At 53.8% G+C, this 13,744-nt stretch carries 17 protein-coding genes; 11 read left to right on the top strand and 6 right to left on the bottom strand.

Features of this window, described 5'->3' with window-relative positions; genetic code table 11:
• Positions 1–65: 65 nt before the first annotated feature.
• From PZBJ_RS05195 to PZBJ_RS05155, 9 genes are all read left to right on the top strand, one after another.
• A complete protein-coding gene (locus PZBJ_RS05195) occupies positions 66–326 on the top strand; it encodes a biofilm/acid-resistance regulator YmgB/AriR (protein WP_101761515.1) in 261 nt (86 codons plus the stop codon).
• Positions 327–484: 158 nt separating this feature from the next.
• Positions 485–826: a hypothetical protein gene (locus PZBJ_RS05190; RefSeq protein WP_101761514.1), complete on the top strand. Its 342-nt coding sequence runs from the start codon at positions 485–487 to the stop codon at positions 824–826.
• Positions 827–1,036: 210 nt separating this feature from the next.
• Positions 1,037–1,501 (top strand): nucleoside deaminase, encoded by a 465-nt coding sequence (locus PZBJ_RS05185; RefSeq protein WP_101761513.1) that lies wholly within the window; start codon positions 1,037–1,039, stop codon positions 1,499–1,501.
• A 214-nt stretch (positions 1,502–1,715) separates the two neighbouring features.
• On the top strand, positions 1,716–2,426 hold the full coding sequence (locus tag PZBJ_RS05180; RefSeq protein ID WP_101761512.1) for a FadR/GntR family transcriptional regulator: 711 nt from the start codon (positions 1,716–1,718) through the stop codon (positions 2,424–2,426).
• A complete protein-coding gene (locus PZBJ_RS05175; RefSeq protein WP_101761511.1) occupies positions 2,413–3,579 on the top strand; it encodes a PLP-dependent transferase in 1,167 nt (388 codons plus the stop codon). The genes PZBJ_RS05180 and PZBJ_RS05175 overlap by 14 nt, the downstream gene beginning before the upstream one ends.
• 20 nt (positions 3,580–3,599) lie before the next feature.
• Complete coding sequence (locus PZBJ_RS05170) at positions 3,600–4,871, top strand: ABC transporter substrate-binding protein (RefSeq protein ID WP_101761510.1); 1,272 nt, start codon at positions 3,600–3,602, stop codon at positions 4,869–4,871.
• Positions 4,872–4,895: 24 nt separating this feature from the next.
• Complete coding sequence (locus PZBJ_RS05165; RefSeq protein WP_101761509.1) at positions 4,896–5,816, top strand: carbohydrate ABC transporter permease; 921 nt, start codon at positions 4,896–4,898, stop codon at positions 5,814–5,816.
• A gap of 9 nt (positions 5,817–5,825) precedes the next feature.
• A complete protein-coding gene (locus tag PZBJ_RS05160; protein ID WP_101761508.1) occupies positions 5,826–6,650 on the top strand; it encodes a carbohydrate ABC transporter permease in 825 nt (274 codons plus the stop codon).
• A gap of 3 nt (positions 6,651–6,653) precedes the next feature.
• Positions 6,654–7,721 (top strand): ABC transporter ATP-binding protein, encoded by a 1,068-nt coding sequence (locus PZBJ_RS05155; protein WP_101761507.1) that lies wholly within the window; start codon positions 6,654–6,656, stop codon positions 7,719–7,721.
• 41 nt (positions 7,722–7,762) lie between these two features.
• Here the strand turns inward: PZBJ_RS05155 and PZBJ_RS05150 are convergent, their stop codons facing one another.
• A complete protein-coding gene (locus PZBJ_RS05150; protein WP_101761506.1) occupies positions 7,763–7,984 on the bottom strand; it encodes a hypothetical protein in 222 nt (73 codons plus the stop codon).
• A gap of 255 nt (positions 7,985–8,239) precedes the next feature.
• Positions 8,240–8,452, bottom strand: a complete 213-nt coding sequence (locus PZBJ_RS24115; RefSeq protein ID WP_101761505.1) for a hypothetical protein — start codon at positions 8,450–8,452, stop codon at positions 8,240–8,242.
• Positions 8,453–8,814: 362 nt separating this feature from the next.
• Between PZBJ_RS24115 and PZBJ_RS05140 the strand changes: the two genes are divergently transcribed.
• Positions 8,815–9,087 (top strand): hypothetical protein, encoded by a 273-nt coding sequence (locus tag PZBJ_RS05140; protein WP_101761504.1) that lies wholly within the window; start codon positions 8,815–8,817, stop codon positions 9,085–9,087.
• On the opposite strand, the gene PZBJ_RS05135 is transcribed toward PZBJ_RS05140, so the two are convergent.
• Positions 9,088–9,294, bottom strand: coding sequence for a hypothetical protein (locus PZBJ_RS05135; protein WP_101761503.1), 207 nt, complete (start codon positions 9,292–9,294; stop codon positions 9,088–9,090).
• Positions 9,295–9,375: 81 nt separating this feature from the next.
• On the bottom strand, positions 9,376–9,858 hold the full coding sequence (locus PZBJ_RS05130; protein WP_101761502.1) for a MarR family winged helix-turn-helix transcriptional regulator: 483 nt from the start codon (positions 9,856–9,858) through the stop codon (positions 9,376–9,378).
• Between the two features lie 183 nt (positions 9,859–10,041).
• Here PZBJ_RS05130 and PZBJ_RS05125 point away from each other — a divergent pair, with 183 nt between their 5' ends.
• Positions 10,042–10,617, top strand: a complete 576-nt coding sequence (locus PZBJ_RS05125; protein WP_101761501.1) for a nucleotidyltransferase family protein — start codon at positions 10,042–10,044, stop codon at positions 10,615–10,617.
• Here the strand turns inward: PZBJ_RS05125 and PZBJ_RS05120 are convergent.
• Both PZBJ_RS05120 and paoC read right to left on the bottom strand, forming a co-directional pair.
• The gene (locus PZBJ_RS05120) at positions 10,604–11,527 is read right to left on the bottom strand and encodes an XdhC family protein (protein ID WP_101761500.1); all 924 of its coding nucleotides are present in this window, start codon (positions 11,525–11,527) and stop codon (positions 10,604–10,606) included. The genes PZBJ_RS05125 and PZBJ_RS05120 overlap by 14 nt on opposite strands.
• A 17-nt stretch (positions 11,528–11,544) precedes the next feature.
• Positions 11,545–13,743, bottom strand: a complete 2,199-nt coding sequence (gene paoC / locus PZBJ_RS05115; protein WP_101761499.1) for an aldehyde oxidoreductase molybdenum-binding subunit PaoC — start codon at positions 13,741–13,743, stop codon at positions 11,545–11,547.
• Position 13,744: the final 1 nt, after the last annotated feature.

Genomic DNA, 13,744 nt, shown 5'->3' with positions numbered 1-13,744 from the left:
AGACTATTCCATTAATTTTTTATTACTCCATAAAGTGCTGGCACTAACGTCGCCAGGGGAAACGCATGCAAAAAATGAATATCAGTACCGATTTTATCGCCTATTTCAATTGTGGTTCTGTAAAACTGAAATCTGAGGCCGAAATATTGGGTTCAATTATCACCGCTATCATAAAAGACAAAAAAACTGTTACCAATAAGAGCATTATTGCCTATCTGCTGGCAGAGCTTGAGAGCACCAATGATGTGATTTTCCAGGATTGCCTGCGGAATACGCTGCAAATCGTGGTAGGAAAGACGCCGGATGATGACGGCTTTTTCAGTTAAGATAATCTCCCATAATTAAGAACGTGGGTTTTAAACTGATTCAATTTTAAAAGTTCAGGATTTATCTGACAGTATCAGGCCATGAGAATGGCGTTATAATTACTGGCCCGACCAGAATAATCTGGCACACAGATAAATCCAACAATAAGTGATATTTTATGAATTACAGCAATTTTTCAGCAAAAGTGAGTTTCTGGCCCAATATGCATTTCACCGCAATTGAAATTGTACAGTGCGGCGATCTTTACGAAATATATGCGACGGACATTTCCCGTCTCGCTAAAAGTAAGCTTTTTGTCGGGCGCACCCATGATAAAAATTTAGCGGATTCCTACGCGAAACAGTTCGAAGAGTGGTTACCTAAAGTTAACCGTGAAATGAAACTGCGTGACATTGCGCCGTTAACAGGAAATATGCCGTCGCAGGTTTTTTGTAGAAAACGGGATCTTGAAATTTTGCCGAGCCAGGCAGAATTTTTGCGTAACCCTCATCAATGGTAGTCCTTGGTAATAAGTCTTAAAAATGCGAGCTTGCGATTAAGATTATTACTCTTCTAAAGGCGGTGCTGCCCATCACCGCCATCAGAAATAAAATTTTACTCATTCAACGGTTAAATCGTATACGTTTAGCCTGCTCATCGCTTTCGCATTATACAAAACTGAACCAGGCTCAACATGTCATGGTTAATTATGTATACAAGCGAGGAACGAATGGATTTTGTACAACGCACGATTGATTTAGCAATGAAAAACGTTGAAGAGGGCGGTCGCCCATTTGCAACAGTCATTGTTCGCGATGGCAAGGTAATCGCTGAGAGCGCAAACCAGGTCGCACAGACGAATGATCCCACGGCTCACGCTGAAATACTGGCCATCCGCGAAGCCTGCCGTGAATCAGGCAGCGAAAACCTCACCGACTGCGACATTTACATTCTTGCCAGCCCTTGTCCAATGTGTCTGGGGGCACTCTATTATTGCAGTCCAAAGCAGGTGATATACATCACCAAACGCGAAGAATACTCGACGTATTACCGTGACGATCGTAAATACTTTGAACTGGACACCTTTTACGCTGAATACAGCAAGCCAATTGAACAACGTCGCTTGCCGATGCAATATCAGCCTCGACCGCAGGCGCTCGACGTCTATAAACACTGGCAGGTTTTAAATAAATAAAAGCGTGTCAGTTGCTCGCGGCTTAATCCCTCCCAAGATGATCAACACCCTTGCCACGTACCCAACTGGTGCAGATCCCCTCGATTTGCACCAGCAAAACGCATAATGTCCACTTATTACCCCGCACAAAATTCATTTAATTCAGCGCATTAATAATCTGGCACGCGCGTTGCTATACGATTGGTAGAGATGTTGGACCAATTAAGGCATTGCCATGCAGATACCGGCTGAGCTTCATCCTATTTCCACGCCGCGCAGCGATACGCTGATTCTCGATGCGCTAACGCGCTATATGGCGCAGTCGGGTGCGCAGCCCGGCAGCCGCTTGCCGCCGGAACGCGTGCTGGCGGAGAAGCTTGGCGTCAGCCGCAATACGGTGCGTGAAGCACTCAAACGCTGGGAAGCGCTAGGCATTATCTTGCGTAAAAAGGGCAGCGGGACTTTTTTGCAGGCGGAAGTGGGCGTCAACGACAGCTTCTTATCGCTGCGCTTTAAAAACGATTCGGCCAACATGCTGTACGCGCTGGAAGTGCGCCGCATTATCGAGTCGGAATCCTGCGCGTTGGCGGCTCAACGTGCCTCGGCTGCCGATCTGATCGAAATCGAGCAACGTCTAAATGAGATGGAAAAAGTGCATCTGGCGATCGGTTCTGCCGGTGCGGAAGACTGGGCATTTCACGCCAGTATCTATCGGGCTGCCGGAAATCCATTGCTGCTACAAATGCTCAACGGCATTTACGACTCATTTCATGCATTTTTCGAATCACCGCCGGAACAGGCGCTGTTTTCAGACTCTTTCCCGCTGCACCGTGAACTCTTAAACGCTATCCGCCAGCGCGATTGCACGGCATCGCGCGCGATCTGCCATCAAATTCTCGATATCACCGAACGCGACATGAAGGATGTAATGAATGCCAAACGATAAGTTGATTTCGCAACAAACGCTGCTCACTCACGATCAACGCCATGAAATGGGCGCGGTCACTACGCCGATTTACCAGTCTTCGCTGTTCACCTTCAGTGATTACGACAGCATGATCGCGCGCTTTCGCGGCGAGAGCGATCAGCCGCTCTATTCGCGCGTCGATAACCCGACGGTAAAAGCGCTGCAGGACAAGATGGCGGCGCTGGAGGGCGGCGAAGCCTGTCTGGCTTTTGGCAGCGGCATGGCGGCGATCAGCAATGCGATTCTCAGCGTGGTGGCGCCGGGTAAAAAAGTGGTGTGCGTTAATCACGTTTATCCCGATACCTATCGCTTTCTGCGTGGCTTCTGTCAGCGCTTTGGCATCGTCACCGAGTTTGTCGATGGCGATGACGAAGCTGCAATTGGTGCGGCCTTATCGGATGCCAGCCTGCTGTATCTGGAAAGTCCCTCAAGCTGGGTGATGAGTGAACAGAATCTGAATCAGCTCGGCGCGATGGCGCGCGAAGCGGGCGTGGTCAGCATGATCGATAACAGCTGGGCTTCACCGATTTTCCAGCAGCCGCTGCTGTGCGGCATCGATATCGTGGTGCACTCGGCGTCGAAATATATCAGCGGCCACAGCGATGTGGTGGCTGGTCTGGTGATCGCCAGCCAGCAGCACATCAACAACATTACGCGTCACATCAGTCCTTACCTCGGCGGCAAACTTTCGGCGCATGAAGCGTCACTGCTGATGCGCGGCCTGCGCACGCTGCCGCTGCGCATGAAACACCACCACCAGAGCGCGCTGACTATTGCTGAGAAACTGGCGGAGCATCCGCTAGTGACCGACGTCTGCCATCCGGGGCTGAAACCGCAGTCGTGGTCCACCTTGCGCGGCTACAGCGGTCTGTTTGCCTTTGAAGTGGCGGAGCAGGTGGATATTCCACAGCTGTGTAACGCGCTAGAGCTGTTCCACATGGGCGTGAGCTGGGGCGGATTTGAGAGTCTGGTGATGCCGGCGATTTCGGTGATCAACCAGGCCAGTGAATTTAACTCGGCGGTGGATTTCGGCGTCTCGCCACGGCTGATCCGCATCTCGGTCGGCCTTGAAGAGACCAACGATTTGTGGGCCGATTTGCAGCAAGCCCTTGCCAGCGCGAATCGCGCGTAATCACTCACTGGAGAAAAGTCATGACGCAACGTTTTGCCGTGAAAGCATTAGTGTTAGCCGTGGGTTTGAGTGCAGCGATGAGCAGCCTCGCCGCCAAGCTTACCGTAGTGGAAGTGATTACCAGCCCGCCGCGCACCGCGCTGCTGCAAAAAATGCTCGATGAGTATAAAACCCAGCATCCCGGCACGGAGATTGAACTGATTTCTCTGCCGTGGGGCCAGGCGTTTGAAAAGCTCGGCACCATGCTGCAGAGCGGTCAGGTGCCGGATGTGGTGGAGATGCCGGATACCTGGCAAGGATTGTATGCCAGTAACAATATGCTGGAAGACCTCGAGCCGCGCCTGAAAAGCTGGGATGCCACGCCACAGCTCACCGATAAAACGCTGGCCATGGCGCGCGCCGCCAACGGCAAAGCCACCATGGTGCCGTACGGCTTTTATCTGCGCGCGCTGTTCTGGAATAAAAAGCTGTTCCAGCAGGCAGGATTAAGCGAACCGCCCAAAACCATGGAGCAATTCGCCAGCGATGCCCAGCGCATCAGCAAATTGGGGAATGGCATCAGCGGCTACTGCATGCGTGGTGGCGTGGGCGGCACCAACGCCTGGATGATGTTTATGGCGGCGATGAACGGTTCACCGGAGTTCTTCGATAAACAAGGTAACAGTACGCTGACCGAGCCGGGTGCGATGAAAGGCGCGCAGCTGCTGGTGGATATGTATCAAAAGGGTGGCGCCTCGAAAGACAGCGTTAACTGGGGCTTCAATGAGATCGTTTCGGGCTTCTATTCAGGTAAATGCGCAATGCTCGATCAGGATCCCGACGCGCTGATCGCCATTAAAAACAGCATGGCGGCCGATGATTTCGCTGTGGCTCCGATGCCGGTTGGCCCGTCAGGCAAAGCTTTCCCGACCATTGGCTATACCGGCTGGTCGATGTTCAAGCAGGGTAAACAGAAGGATCTCGCCTGGCCGCTGATTACCTTCCTCAGTGACAAAACCAACAACCTCGCATGGTCAAAATTCGTCGGCACGCTGCCGATTTACAAAGGTGCCGAGCAAGACCCGTTTTACCAAACGCCGCAGTTCGCCGGCTGGTTCAAAGAGCTGAACGATCCTAACTATGTGCCACTCACCATGCCAACCCATCTCAAAGGCTGGGGCTATTTCAACTCGGTGATTGTGAAAGAGAGCAGCCAGGAAACCTTGCTGGGTGAGAACGATACCGAAAGCATGGTGAAAGATTGGGCGAACTATCTCAGCAAAGAGCAGAAAGCCTGGCTTGCTACGCAGTAACCTTTAACCACGCGGAGTGTGATTATGATGCTTGATGCTTCTCTGCCCAACAGTCCGGCGCGCCGCCGCCTCCGCTGGAGTCGGCTGGCTGAGCCGTGGTGGTATCTCTCGCCTGGCCTGTTGCTGATCGCTTTGTTCATCTTTGTGCCGATGGCGATCGGCATCTCCTACGCGTTTCAGAGCATTAACCTGCTGAATCCGCTGGAGGCCGGTTGGGTCGGCTGGGATAACTTCAGCGAGATGTTTGATGACCGGCGCTTTTTCAAAGCGCTGGGCCACACGCTGAACTGGACGCTCAGCTCGCTGCTGCTACAGTTCTTTTTCGGTTTGGCGCTGGCGCTGCTGCTCAATCGCGAGTTCCGTTTTCGCCGTTGGGTGCAGGCGCTGGTGTTCTTGCCGTGGGCGGTACCGGCATTTCTCTCTGGCTTGACCTGGTCATGGTTGTTCAATCCGGTCGTCGGGCCGCTGCCGCAGTGGCTGAGCGATTTGGGCGTGCTGAGTGAGCCGTACAACATCCTGTCCGATCCGCAGCTGGCAATGTGGGGACCGGTGATCGCCAACGTCTGGTTTGGCATTCCATTCTTTGCCATCACGCTGCTGGCGGCGCTGCAGTCGATCCCCAAAGACCTGTACGAAGCGGCCTCGATTGACGGTGCCAGCGGCTGGCAGCAGTTTCGTCGCGTCACGCTGCCGTTTCTGGCACCGATGATCGCCATCACCGTGATGCTGCGCACCATCTGGATCGCCAATTTTGCCGACCTCATTGTGGTGATGACCGATGGCGGTCCGGCGGGATCGACCTCGATTCTCTCCAGCTACATCTTCACCACCGCCTATCGCAAGCTCGACTTTGGCTATGCCTCAGCGATGGCGGTGTTTCTGTTACTGCTGATGACCTGTTATGCGCTGGTGTTGCTGCGCATCCGTCATCAGCTGCTGAAATAGGAGGCGACGATGCGACTCTTACCGCTGATTGGCCATCGCCTGAGTATTGCGGCGTATCTGCTGTTCGCGCTGTTTCCGCTGTATTGGATCATCAAAATCTCGCTGACGCCGGACCAACTGCTGTTTAGTCAGGGCGTAAGGTTATTGCCGAGCGGCGTGACCTTTGGTCATTTCAAAAAAGTGCTGACCGACAGTGATTTCCCGACCTTTTTTACCAACAGCCTGATTGTCTCGTTTAGCACCGCGTTTCTTACCACGCTGATTGCCGCTGCGGCCGGCTATGCCTTTTCGCGCTTCCAGTTCCGCGGCAAAGTGCTGATCGCCGGACTGCTGCTGTTCACGCAGATGTTTCCGCTGGTGATGATCATCGCGCCGATTTACAAGGTGATGGCGCCGCTGGGCCTGACCAACAGCTTGCTGGGGCTGATTCTGATCTACACCGCGTTCAACGTGCCGTTTGCCACCTTTCTGATGCAATCCTTCTTTGATGCGATTCCCAAAGATCTGGAGGAGTCGGCGATGCTGGAAGGCTGCACGCGTTTTCAGGCGCTGTATCGCGTGCTGGTGCCGCTGACCTTGCCGGGCATGGCGGCCACATTGGGTTTTGTGTTTACCGCAGCGTGGAGCGAGCTGCTGTTCTCGCTGATGCTGATCAACAAAAACGAAGTGATGACCTTCCCGGTTGGGCTGCTCAGCTTCGTGTCGAAGTTTGCCGTTTCCTGGGGCGAGATGATGGCGGCGGTGGTGCTGGCGCTGATCCCGGCCTGTCTGTTCTTCGCCTTTATTCAACGCTATTTGGTTCAGGGACTCACCGCCGGTGCGGTTAAGGGGTAAATCATGGCTGAAATCACGCTCAAACAGATCGACAAGCGCTATGGCAACGTTGAGGTGCTGCGCGATATTAACCTCACCATCAAAGACGGCGAATTCGTGGTACTGGTGGGACCTTCCGGCTGCGGCAAATCGACGCTGCTGCGCACCATCGCCGGACTGGAGCTGGCGACCGGCGGCGATATTCGTATCGGCAACCAGCTGATGAACGATGTGGCACCCAAAGATCGCGATATCTCGATGGTGTTTCAAAGCTACGCGCTCTATCCGCATCTAACGGTGGCGCGCAATATGGGCTTCAGCCTGGAAATTCAGAAGCGTCCGCGCGCGGAAATTGAAGAGAAGGTGAGGCGTGCGGCGGAAATTCTCAGCCTGACGCATCTGCTTGATCGCCGACCCAAAGAGTTATCCGGCGGTCAGCGGCAGCGTGTAGCCATGGGACGCGCCATCGTGCGTCAGCCGCAGGTGTTTCTGTTTGATGAACCGCTGTCGAACCTGGATGCGCAGCTGCGCGGTCAGATGCGCGTCGAGATCAAGAAGCTGCACCAGCAGATGAACAACACCATTGTGTACGTGACGCACGATCAGGTTGAAGCCATGACGCTGGCGGATCGCATTGTGGTGCTGAACAACGGTGTGATTCAGCAGGTCGGTACGCCGCTCGAGCTGTATGACACACCGGCGAACAAGTTTGTCGCCAGCTTTATTGGCTCGCCATCAATGAACTTCATCAATGGCATGATGACCGCGCAGGGCGTGCGTATTGGCGATAGCGCACAGCTGCCGTTGAATCAGCATTGGTCGCAGCATCAGGCTGGGCGAGCGGTAGTTTACGGTATCCGTCCCGAAAACGTGGCGATTGCTGAAGCGGGCGCGATGAATGCGCTGCCGTTAGAAGTGTCGCTGGTGGAGCCGACGGGATTATCCGAGCTGATTCATGGATCGCTGTTGGGGCACGACATTATGCTGTTCACCACGCAACGTTCTGGCGCACAGGCGGGGGATATTCTGCCGGTGACCATTGATGCGGATCGCGCGATGCTGTTTGATGCGGATTCGCAAAAGCGTTTATAACGCGTTTTACAGCTGCCTGTTTGCACAGGCAGCTCAGGGAATTACTTAGATTGCTGCTGTTTGCTGTCCGCTTCTTTCTGCTTTTTGTTCGCCATATGGTGACCAACCGCACAACCCGCTGCTGCACCCGCAACGCCGTGATGCGCCACGTGGCCCGCCACGCCGCCGACAACCGCTCCTTTGATGCAGCCCTTCGCTTCGACCTGAGAAGTGACCGACAGCAGCACGCCCGCAGTTAATACAATCAGAGAAAATTTACGCACTGGAGTTATTCCTTATAAAGTTAATAGCGTGCAAATACACGCTCCCAGTGTAGTAAGTGGAATAAATCCTACCGTTATAAACTGTAAACAAAGATATTTTAGCGAAATACCCTAATGCGGTTTAGTGAACGCTTTTTAATCGGCTTATTTAACATTATTAATCATTGATAAAAGTCACAGACGAATGGAATGCGCTGGCGAGTGTTTATCACGCCTGTAGAAGAGAGTGCAGCCTCCTTGCTGCCCGCATTATCGTTAACGTTTCAGTCTGGCCCAATCGACAAACTGGCCATCCTTCATCACCGCCGCTTTTTCCGGAAAATAGTGATAGAAAATGACGGTCAATCCATCGCCTTGCATAACACGCGCAGAGTCGGTGGTGGCTATCTCCGCCATCATCTTGCCGTCGCAGGTGACTTCATGATTCTTCACATTAAAAGTGAATTTTCTGAACTGATAGATTTTCAATTTCGCTGCATCCTAACCGATAACAGTAAGGCAAAGTGAGGTGAGAAAAGCAGGGGTTGCGGCTTTCATACTATTTATTTCCTGTGGTGATTATTCGCCATGAAAACGTACGCGAGGCCACTAAGACTTTTCTTATCTTTAATCAAGTTGGATGAGCTTGTTTTTATCGGGGAATGTCATCGCGCCGCGGCGATCATTTTTTATGCGGCAAGACTTGCTGATAGCGCTGCTGAATTAGATTGGATTTTACAAAACAATTGTTTTCTCTTAACCTGACTGACGCACGTTGATTTTCTCAAGATAACAACGCCATTGGTTAATAACTCTTAAGCTTGAGTAAATATGACTACACAGAGAATTAAATGACCAGCAGTTATGATGAACAGATGAAGGACCGAATGATTGGTGAGGCGCTGCTTGCTCTTTTAGAAGACCAGGTTGCAGTATCCTCTGCGGCGCTTATAGCCAAACTTGAAGAGATGGCGGAAACAGAAGAGGAAAGCTACAGGCGAGTTGCCTGCCAACGCGCACTGGCGGATGTCAGAAATCATAGCGTCAGGACCAGCACGCAACGCGACGGAGAAGATTTCAGTAGTGAGAAGCATGCTAATATCCCGAATCAGAAAAAGCACTGATTACGATGCTAAACACTTTTCCGCAATCTTACTCATCGCGTTGACATAATCCTGCTTGAGCTGAACGGGCGCGGCTTCTTCTTGCTGCTTCAATAGCGCAGTAATGTGATCAAGTTGCAAAGGTTGATCGGATTTAAGCAGGCATGACACGGCGTGACCAATGACAGCATGAATGTCATCCATATTTTCCGCTTTCTCGTCTGACATCACCTTCTCCTTAATCCCTTTGCTAATTAACATTTTTCAGCTTGCTCCAAAGCATTCATAGGAATGTATTATTTCGCGCCCTCAGGGCAGGGCATTGATCAGTTTCTGGCGCAGCGTGGTTACACGTGCAGTGAGATCGGCCAGTTCTTCATAAGGCGTATCCATCACTGACACCATGTCAGCCGGAACGCCGGCCGCCGCGATCTTTAATTCTTGTCCCTGCTCAGTGACGGAGATCAACACTCTGCGCTCATCGCCACCGACATCGCGTTTTCTACTGATAATGCCAGCCTGCTCCAGTCGTTTTAAAAGCTGGCTGAGCGTGCCAGAATCCAGCTGCACGCGCGCGCCCAATTCTGAAACGGTGACATGGTCTTTTTCCCACAGCGCCAGCAGCACCAGATACTGCGGATAGGTCAAACCCAGTGGTTTCAGTCGCGACTGATAAAGTTTGGTCATCGCAAGGGACGCGGAATAGAGCGCGAAGCAGAGAAACTGGTCGACAGTCACCGGCGCTTCACTCTCAGGACCTACACAGCAAACTTCATCGTTTAACTCTTTCATATCACCACTATTTTTAAGGCAGAGTTGCAGTCGTTAAGACTGAAAAACGTGAATATATTGACATAAATTAGATTGAAGTCAATCTAATTTGGATTGGCTGTTTTTTGTTAATATCTATTATAAATCATATAATTAACTATAATTTCATTAACAATCGATGGTAACGCAAGGTTTAAAACTTCTATGGATTCAGCAACGCCCGGCATTCTCATCCTCGCGGCAGGTAAAGGTTCGCGTTATATCGCCAGCGGCGGCAGCGGCAATAAGTTGCTGGCCAGCATGGGCGACGATGCGCCGGCGGTAATTGAAACGGTGATCGAACAGGCAAAGCTGAGCGGGTTGCCGGTGGCGCTGGTAACGCGTCCCGACTATCTGGCGGTGCGTCAGCATGCAGTAAAGGCGGGCGTGCAGCTTGTGCTGTGTGAAAGTGGCGGCAGCGGCGAATCCATTGCGGCGGGTGTGGCGATGACCGCTCACTGGAACGGATGGATCATTACGCTGGGAGATATGCCGTGGCTAACGGTGGATCATTATTGGCAAGTAAAAGAGGCGTTAGAAAAGGGCGCGGCGCAGGTGCGTCTTACCTATAAAGGTAAACCCGGCCATCCGGTCGGGTTTGCTGGATGCTACGCTGAGGCGTTACGCAATTTGCAGGGCGATGAGGGTGCCAGAGCGTTACTGGACTCGCGCTTACTGGTCACACTTGAAGCGGATGCTGCTGTACAGCGCGATCTCGATGTGGTGGCTAAACCACGTTGAGCCGAGCCGCCGCGACATCCGCGACAATTGATAGCGCTAGCGTGCGCGCATCGCGCGCCTGGGCAAAGATGCCTATAGGCGCTTTGATACGCGCAATCTCTTCCTCACTAAACCCGAGCGACAGCAGTTTCTCAATACGCGTTGCATGCGTGCGCCGACTTCCCAATGCTCCGATATAGAAGGGCGCAGAACGCAGCGCTGCCAGAAGCACTGGGAGTTCGCGATCGAGATCGTGATACAGCAAAATCACCGCCGTAAAGGGATCAACGGCCTGCGCCTGCACATCCTCGCCAGAAAGCACCTCGTAACCAGCGGCCTGCGCAATCGACGCCGTCGCCAACGCTTCGACTGAACGTCCATATACCGCCACGCGTGTTTTTGGCAGATAGCCGGTGATAAAGGCATCCTCCTGCCAGCCGGTTATCTCAGTGCAAGCAGCGCTCGCCAGCCGCTGAAACGTCGGCAGATAGCGCAGCGCTGCGGGTTGACGTTTTGCCAGCAAATCCAGCACGTTTCTCAGCGGTTGCGCGTCACGTAGCTGATGGAAAGCCAGCGTGATGCCGCCGCCACAGGGCAGCACAATGTCCAAATAAGGCGATCCTTCGCCATATCTCACAAAGCGATCTTTGCCAGTGGCGATAACTTGCAACGCTTCATAAGCCGCCGCCGCTTCCACGCAGCCGCCGGAAACATAGCCGCAATAGCGGCCATCTTCCCGCACCACCATCTGCGCACCCAATGCCCGCGCCGCGCCACCGCGAATCTCAACCAGCGTGACCAGCACGGCAGCGGAATCTGCCTCCATTGCTTCAAGCGCGAAGCGCAGGATGCTTTCACTGTCATCGGTCTGTAAAGCCTGCTGCGGCTTGATCTGCGGATGCAGATCGTCGTCAATCAGTAGCTGCTGCAATGCGCTTCTCCTCAGCTTTAGACAAGGGCAGGCAAGCCTTTAAGTAACTTATCCAGCGTCACCGGATAGTCGCGCACGCGTACGCCGGTGGCGTTGTAAATGGCATTAACGATTGCCGCGCTGACGCCGCACAAGCCCAGTTCACCCACGCCCTTTGCTTTCATCGGTGAGGAGATGGGATCGGTGTCATCAAGGAAGATCACCTCCTGCTGCGGGATATCGGCGTGAACCGGCACTTCGTAGCCCGCCATATCGTGGTTGACGAAATAACCGAGGCGTTCATCGACGAACAGCTCCTCCATCAACGCGCCGCCAAGTCCCATCGTCATGGCACCAATCACCTGACTGCGCGCCGTTTTGGGATTGAGAATGCGTCCGGCGGCACAAACCGCCAGCATGCGCCGCACGCGCACTTCACCGGTAGCGACGTCCACGCCGACTTCAATGAAGTGTCCGGCGAAAGTGGATTGCTGATATTGCTCGTCAAGGTCGCCAAACTCGATGGTGTCTTCCACAGTGATGGTGGCTTCAGCGGCGGCCTGGGCGAGCGGTGCGCTCTGGTTTCCGTCATGCACCTGACCGTCGCTGAAAGTAGCGCGTTGCGCATCAAAGCCCAGTTTGCTGGCGACCGCTTCACGTAATTTCACGCAGGCGGCGTAAACGCCGGATGTTGAGGTGTTCGCGCCCCATTGTCCGCCGGAACCGGCAGAAACCGGGAAGTCTGAATCGCCTAAACGAACCGCCACACGCTCAATCGGTACGCCCATCATCTCCGCCGCCGTTTGCGCGAGGATGGTGTAGCTGCCGGTGCCGATGTCGGTCATGTCGGTTTCAACGGTGATGATGCCGTTATTGTCCAGATGCACACGCGCACCGGAAGGCGCCACCATGTTGTTACGAAAACCGGCCGCAACACCCATGCCGACCAGCCAGCGTCCCTCTTTGACCATTGCCGGTTTGGCGTTGCGTCGTGACCAGCCAAAGCGCTCGGCGCCGGTATTCAGGCACTCAACCAGCTGGCGGCGTGAGAAAGGGCGCTCGGGTTTGGCCGGATCGACCTGCGTGTCATTGAGGATGCGGAAGGCGATCGGATCAATGCCCACTTTTTCCGCTATTTCATCAATGGCAATTTCAAGCGCCATGAGTCCAGGCGCTTCACCCGGTGCGCGCATGGCGTTACCTTCGGGCAGATCCAGCGTCGCCAGTCGTAATCCGGTAAAGCGGTTAGCACCGGCGTAAAGCAGTTCCGTTTGCTGCACGGCGGTTTCAGGTGTGCCTCCCGGCAGGTTCCCCGACCAGCTTTCATGCGCGATGGCCTGAATCTTGCCGGCTTTATCGGTGCCGATGCGGATGTGCTGAATGGTGGCCGGTCGATGTGTGGTGTTATTGGCGATTAATGGCCGAGGCAGCATCACTTTGACCGGACGCTTAACCGCGCGCGCACCCAGCGCAGCTAACACTGCATCGCTGCGCAGGAACAGCTTGCCGCCAAAGCCGCCGCCAATATAAGGCGACACGATGCGGATCTTCTCCATCGGCATGTTGAGCGTGGCGGCCAGATCGGTGCGGCACCAGTCAATCATCTGATTCGAGGTCCAGACGGTGAGTTTATCGCCTTGCCACGTCGCCATCGAGGCGTGCGGTTCCATCGCGGTGTGGCTTTGGTCCGGCGTGGTGTAGTGCGCATCCAGCTTGACGTCAGCTGCAGTAAACGCACCGGCGAAATCACCGACGGATTTATCTGGCGTATCTTCGGGCGCGGAGGTAACGCCCGGCTTTTGCTGCGCGAGATCATAAGCGCCGCGCTCACGCTGACAATCCACCTTCACTAAACTCGCCGCCGCACGCGCCTGCTCAAACGTCTCCGCCACGACCAGTGCGACGGCCTGGTGATAGTGTTCGATGGTATCGCTGGCCAACAGGCGAGCGGTATTTTTATCGCCTTTGCCCAGTTTTCCCGCGTTGTTAGCCGTCACCACCGCTAACACGCCCGACGCATTTTGCGCTGCCTGCACATCAATGGCGGTGATTTTTCCTTTGGCGATCGGCGCGCCGACCACATAGCCGTACGCCGCATTGGGCGCTTCGTGATGCCATTCGTAGGCGTAATGCGCCAGGCCGGAGGTTTTCAGCGGTCCGTCGATACGATTGAGTGGCTGACCAACTACCTTGAGCTGATCAATTGGGTTATTGCCTGCGGATTTTTCGAATTTCATC

It is taken from the genome of Pantoea endophytica (assembly GCF_002858935.1).
GTDB lineage: Bacteria > Pseudomonadota > Gammaproteobacteria > Enterobacterales > Enterobacteriaceae > Pantoea > Pantoea leporis.
Note: the sequence above shows the minus strand (reverse complement) of the source record. Positions and strands in the feature narration are given on the sequence as shown.

Bases quoted from the DNA above. Each gene is read 5' to 3' on its own strand.
- PZBJ_RS05195 (WP_101761515.1), top strand. From the start codon at position 66: ATGCAAAAAATGAATATCAGTACCGATTTTATCGCCTATTTCAATTGT.
- PZBJ_RS05190 (WP_101761514.1), top strand. From the start codon at position 485: ATGAATTACAGCAATTTTTCAGCAAAAGTGAGTTTCTGGCCCAATATG.
- PZBJ_RS05185 (WP_101761513.1), top strand. From the start codon at position 1,037: ATGGATTTTGTACAACGCACGATTGATTTAGCAATGAAAAACGTTGAA.
- PZBJ_RS05180 (WP_101761512.1), top strand. From the start codon at position 1,716: ATGCAGATACCGGCTGAGCTTCATCCTATTTCCACGCCGCGCAGCGAT.
- PZBJ_RS05175 (WP_101761511.1), top strand. From the start codon at position 2,413: ATGCCAAACGATAAGTTGATTTCGCAACAAACGCTGCTCACTCACGAT.
- PZBJ_RS05170 (WP_101761510.1), top strand. From the start codon at position 3,600: ATGACGCAACGTTTTGCCGTGAAAGCATTAGTGTTAGCCGTGGGTTTG.
- PZBJ_RS05165 (WP_101761509.1), top strand. From the start codon at position 4,896: ATGATGCTTGATGCTTCTCTGCCCAACAGTCCGGCGCGCCGCCGCCTC.
- PZBJ_RS05160 (WP_101761508.1), top strand. From the start codon at position 5,826: ATGCGACTCTTACCGCTGATTGGCCATCGCCTGAGTATTGCGGCGTAT.
- PZBJ_RS05155 (WP_101761507.1), top strand. From the start codon at position 6,654: ATGGCTGAAATCACGCTCAAACAGATCGACAAGCGCTATGGCAACGTT.
- PZBJ_RS05140 (WP_101761504.1), top strand. From the start codon at position 8,815: ATGACCAGCAGTTATGATGAACAGATGAAGGACCGAATGATTGGTGAG.
- PZBJ_RS05135 (WP_101761503.1), bottom strand. From the start codon at position 9,294: ATGTCAGACGAGAAAGCGGAAAATATGGATGACATTCATGCTGTCATT.
- PZBJ_RS05130 (WP_101761502.1), bottom strand. From the start codon at position 9,858: ATGAAAGAGTTAAACGATGAAGTTTGCTGTGTAGGTCCTGAGAGTGAA.
- PZBJ_RS05125 (WP_101761501.1), top strand. From the start codon at position 10,042: ATGGATTCAGCAACGCCCGGCATTCTCATCCTCGCGGCAGGTAAAGGT.
- paoC (WP_101761499.1), bottom strand. From the start codon at position 13,743: ATGAAATTCGAAAAATCCGCAGGCAATAACCCAATTGATCAGCTCAAG.